Genomic DNA, 753 nt, shown 5'->3' with positions numbered 1-753 from the left:
CTTCACCCAAAACTTCTCCGACAACTTCTTTAAAAGCTTCGTCACTTGTTTGAAGGTAAGTTGCTGTCGGACGTAAAATTTCTTCCCAGTCAGAAGAGTCTACAATGGCCAATTGACTCTCAATCGTAGATTTCAAACGTTGATGGAAGACACGGCTCTTATTCTTTAATTCTTCTGTCTCTACTGCAACCTTCTTAGCATTATCCGTAGCTTGACGCAAGATTTCATTAGCCTTATACTTAGCTTCATCAAGCAGACGCTGGGCATCTTGTTCAGCCTGTTTAAGGATATTTTGAGAGCGTTCATTGGCAGCTTGTTTGACACGTTCTGCAGTATCTTGAGCAATCAATACAGACTGGCTCAATGACTCCTTAATCTCATCAAAATAAGACAAACGTTCCTCTAAATTTTTAATGTGTTGCTCTTTTTCATGGTTACTACGAACAAGCGTTTCATAATCACGAACAACAATATCTAGAAATTCATCAACTTCTTCAGGATTAAAACCTCTAAACTTGGTACTAAAGGTTTTATCCTTGATTTCTAACGATGTAATTGGCATATTTTTCCTCACTTACTTAATAAAAAATAGAATCATTCAATGGTTCTGGTTCTTGCTCGCTTGTCACTGTTCTTTTAGGAAAATCATCAGTAAAAGACGAAAGACGTTCTTCTAATCTTTTGATATAGACTTCAGTTTCATCCTTGTAACGGACTAGTTCCTCATAGTCAAAATAAATCTTATCCAAAAAT

Annotated in this window: 1 protein-coding gene; it reads right to left on the bottom strand. The window is 36.4% G+C overall.

The window, feature by feature from the left end:
• Nucleotides 1–562, bottom strand: a 562-nt coding sequence (locus tag HMPREF2795_RS10070; protein ID WP_083303364.1) for a DivIVA domain-containing protein, incomplete at its 3' end; no start/stop codon positions are given.
• Between the last annotated feature and the right edge of the window lie 191 nt (nt 563–753).

The sequence above is a fragment of the Streptococcus sp. HMSC056C01 genome (assembly GCF_001811305.1).
Taxonomy (GTDB): Bacteria; Bacillota; Bacilli; order Lactobacillales; family Streptococcaceae; genus Streptococcus.
Note: the sequence above shows the minus strand (reverse complement) of the source record. Positions and strands in the feature narration are given on the sequence as shown.